The sequence below is a fragment of the Streptomyces sp. IBSBF 2435 genome (assembly GCF_036815005.1).
GTDB lineage: Bacteria > Actinomycetota > Actinomycetes > Streptomycetales > Streptomycetaceae > Actinacidiphila.
The window spans coordinates 1-3,523 of record NZ_JAJSYW010000330.1; the positions used below are offsets into that span (position 1 = coordinate 1).

Annotated in this window: 3 protein-coding genes, 1 tRNA gene and 1 pseudogene; 3 read left to right on the forward strand and 2 right to left on the reverse strand. The window is 70.3% G+C overall.

Features of this window, described 5'->3' with window-relative positions; translation table 11 throughout:
* Nucleotides 1-592, reverse strand: a pseudogene (locus V7E46_RS32910) (ArgS-related anticodon-binding protein NrtL); the annotation flags it as partial.
* Between the two features lie 74 nt (nt 593-666).
* Nucleotides 667-1,098: a response regulator transcription factor gene (locus tag V7E46_RS32915; protein ID WP_329174640.1), complete on the reverse strand. Its 432-nt coding sequence runs from the start codon at nt 1,096-1,098 to the stop codon at nt 667-669.
* A gap of 140 nt (nt 1,099-1,238) precedes the next feature.
* Between V7E46_RS32915 and V7E46_RS32920 the strand changes: the two genes are divergently transcribed.
* From V7E46_RS32920 to V7E46_RS32930, 3 genes are all read left to right on the forward strand, one after another.
* Nucleotides 1,239-1,310, forward strand: a tRNA-Arg gene (locus V7E46_RS32920).
* A 556-nt stretch (nt 1,311-1,866) separates the two neighbouring features.
* Nucleotides 1,867-2,298, forward strand: a complete 432-nt coding sequence (locus tag V7E46_RS32925) for a terpene synthase family protein (protein WP_333771833.1) — start codon at nt 1,867-1,869, stop codon at nt 2,296-2,298.
* 77 nt (nt 2,299-2,375) lie between these two features.
* Entirely contained in the window at nt 2,376-3,410 is a 1,035-nt protein-coding gene (locus V7E46_RS32930) for a hypothetical protein (RefSeq protein ID WP_333771834.1), read from the forward strand.
* Nucleotides 3,411-3,523 lie beyond the last annotated feature (113 nt).

Sequence of the window (3,523 nt, forward strand, 5' to 3'; positions counted from 1 at the left end):
CCCCGGGCGGGGCGGCGGGCTCGGGCGGGGCGGCGGCCCCGGGCTCGCGGAAGGCGTCCGGGCCGAGGCGGGCGCCGGCGGCCGGCAGGGCACCGGGGGCTGCCGGCTCGGCGACGGTGAGGCTTTCCCGGCGGCCGGGACTGGCGCCGGCCGCGCGGAGCAGCCCGTTGACGGCCTCGGCGACGAGCGTGGCGCGTACGGCGTGCGGCGGCTCGGGGACGACCGTGACGGCCTCGCCCGCGAGCCCGTCGCCGCGCCCGTAGTCCTGCCCCTGTTCCCGCACCTGCCGGACGACGTCGGCGTACGCACGTGCGCTGAGCGTGATGTTCAGGAAGCCGGCCCCGGCGATCTCGACCTGGGCGATGCCCGGCTCCTTCGCGAGGCGTACGGCGAGGATCGCGGCGACCTCGTGGGCGGTGAGCCCGGCCGGCCCGGCGAGTTGCAGGGCGACGTTGGTGGCGTAGTCCCCGCACCCGGGGCGCGGCGGCCGCTGGACCACGACCTTGTCCGGCACCGCGACCCGCAACTCGTCCGCCGCCACGGCACGCCTGACCGCACTCAGCACGGTCCACGACAGTTCGGCGGGAGTCACGGGGAAAGCGTAGGCGAGAAGCGGTGCCCCCAGGCGACCGGGTTTTCCTGGTCGCCCCCACCCTCGGCCCGGGGTCAGGCTCCCCCGGGGGCGCCGGCGGCCTGGCCCTGCGGTTCGGGCGGCACGGGGCCGCGCCGCACCAGCCGCCGTACGGTCTCCACCAGCTCGGCGGGCTCGAACGGCTTCCCGACGTACGCGTCCACCCCGCGCGGCCCCCCGGTCCCGTCCGGCAGGGCTCCCGCGCTGACCATGACGATCCCGACGTCCCGCGTCCACGGATCGGCGTCCGCCCGCAACCGTGCGGCCGTCCGTACCCCGTCCAGCCGCGGCATCACCACATCCAGCGTCACGACATCCGGCCGCACGCTGTGCACGATCTCCAGGCACTCGGCACCATCAGCCGCGGTCACGACCTCGAAGCCCTCCAGCTCCAGGTTGACCCTGATCAACTGCCGGATCACCTTGTTGTCATCAACAACAAGCACCCGGCCGGACGCACCCGCCACACCCCGAAGCGTAGGCGGGCGGCTACTGATGCGTCCGCGTTTTGCCCATTTCTTCCCCGCCAGGGGTGACCCCCGCCCCCGCACCCCCACCCAAACCCTGTCCGGCACACCCTCCCCGGACTGGTAGTGTTCTTCCCGTCGCCCCCGTAGCTCAGGGGATAGAGCAACGGCCTCCGGAGCCGTGTGCGCAGGTTCGAATCCTGCCGGGGGCACTCCGGAAACAAGGCTCTGACCAGCAGAAATGCCGGTCAGAGCCTTTCTTGTACACGCCAAAACGCACACGGTCTTCTGACCTTTGCTCTTTTCGGCGAGAGAACCCTACAAACCGGCATCGAGCGCACTCGGCGCGGCCATTCCCGCAGGTCACGTAACCGGCCGTCGAGTGAGGAGTGCCCTTCCTCCTTACCAGGACACTCCGCGGACCGCATTCGTCCTCCGGCCAGGCTTGGCAACGAGCACCTCTGCGACCTGCGATGACGAACGCAAACGCACACGGCCCCGAGGGTCGTTGCTCCTGGACAACGGGCTCTGCGCGGGCCCGATTTTTGTAGGGTCCCGACAGGCGCTCGCCGCACCCTCCCTTGACACGTAGAGGACTTTGGGACGGGTAGATCCGCATGCCAGCGAGTCGCGTATGCCAGCGATGAGGATAGCCACTCGTCACTCTGGGTGCTGTCCGTGCGGATTGAAGGACGGGTTCCGGCCCAGGCCAGGTCGTGGCCCAGCCGGTCGGCCAGGCTGCCGGGGCAGGCGGCGTTCAGTGGGCTGATGATCTCCTGGTCCGTCATCGAGCAGCGGGCGTACCCGATTCGGATAGGCGCCGCTGTGGTCGCCGGGCTCTACCGCGTACTCGACGGCCACCGTCCCGCGTCGTCGAGCCCGGTCCTGCGAGCCTTCGCCGAACTGTGGGACCAGACCCGGCGACGGCTGACCCAGCCGTGGACCGCAGCGTTCGCCGCGAACGTGAAACGGTGGCTGTTGACCTACCAGGAGGAAGCAGTGCTCCGAGCAGCCGGCATCGTGCCCGACCTCGCCAGCTACCTCCAGCGGCGCGGGTACTCCGTGGGCACGCCCTGGCTCTACGGCCTCGCCACCCTCGGCCTGCACCCACTGCCTCCTGCTGGCCACCTGCTCGCCAGCCCCTCCGTGCGCAGCCTGCGCCACTCGGACGCTGCCATCGATGCCACGCACCTGCGATAGCGGTTGAAGCCCAATCCGGCTAAGCAAATTGGGTAATTGGGGTGCTACCAGATCCGGGGGCCCGGCAGAGTGGGCGCGTGGATTCCCTCGTACGCGCCCTCGTGATGAACATGGTGCGCGGTATTCTCCCCTACCCCGAGCCGTTCCGCCGCCGCCGTGTGCGCGCTGCGGCCCGCTCTCTTGTCACCTGCGAGAGCTGGCCCGACGACGACGAGACGACGGCTGCCGACGTGGCGCAGCTGGCGATGCTTCGGCTGCTGTGGCTCCAGCGGGAGACCCGGCGAGCGGCGAGCGGCCGGCACCGGGAAGCGTCCGTGCTGCTGGCTCGTGCCGCCGTGGAAGGGTGCCTTCTCGGGCTGTACTGCCTGCACAAGCCGGACGTGGTCGCACGGTTGAAGGCAGCGAACATCAAGGCGATGGGCGACGTCGTCGGCTACTTCGTCGATGACGGTTTCGTCTCGAAGGGCGCCGTCGACGAGTCGCTCGCCAGTTTCGGGGCCACGGGCCAGCCGTTGAACGTCCGCCAGATGGCCGAACTGGTCGACACCACGCTGGACGGTGCCGGCGCGCTGAGCTTGTACCGCCGCTTCTACGTTCCCACCTCGACGTTCTTCGTGCACGCCAACGCCGCATCCCTTCTCCGGCATGTCGGACCAGACGACACCCTCAATGGCAGGCCCTTCGTCCCGTGGACACGCCGGTCCGCGGTCCGGATCAGCGACGCCTGCGTGGGGCTCTTGGCCGGTGCCCTCGCGCGCCAGGCGGACGTGGATACGACAGTATTCGAGGAGTACGCGCAGGCACATGCTGCGCGGGCGATAACCCCACTGGCCGTTGTGGCAGGGCGCGGTCTTCGGGACTCGGTGGAGCTCGCGGAACTGCCGGCCGCATGGCAGCGGATGCTCCGCCTGCGCGCGTACGCAGAATCCGAGCAGGCGTGGCTGGACGCCCCGGCCGTTCGCGAGGCCCGGGTGCGGCAGGAGTTCCGGCAGATCCTCAGCGTCCTTCACCTGGATCTCGACGACGGAGCAACCGCACCGGTCCACGAGCACTTCGTCACCGTGCTCCTGGAGAGGATCGCCGAGCACGGGGCAGCGACGTACGGCCCTTAACGACCGCGGGTGCCGCCGTCCTGCGGCAGCCACCGGCGGAGCTGCGTCAGTGCTCTCTTAGTACTGCAACGGTCTTTGCCCTGATGGGTGGGCGGGTTCGGGTGGTGTGTGGC

Bases quoted from the DNA above. Each gene is read 5' to 3' on its own strand.
- V7E46_RS32925 (WP_333771833.1), top strand. From the start codon at position 1,867: ATGATCTCCTGGTCCGTCATCGAGCAGCGGGCGTACCCGATTCGGATA.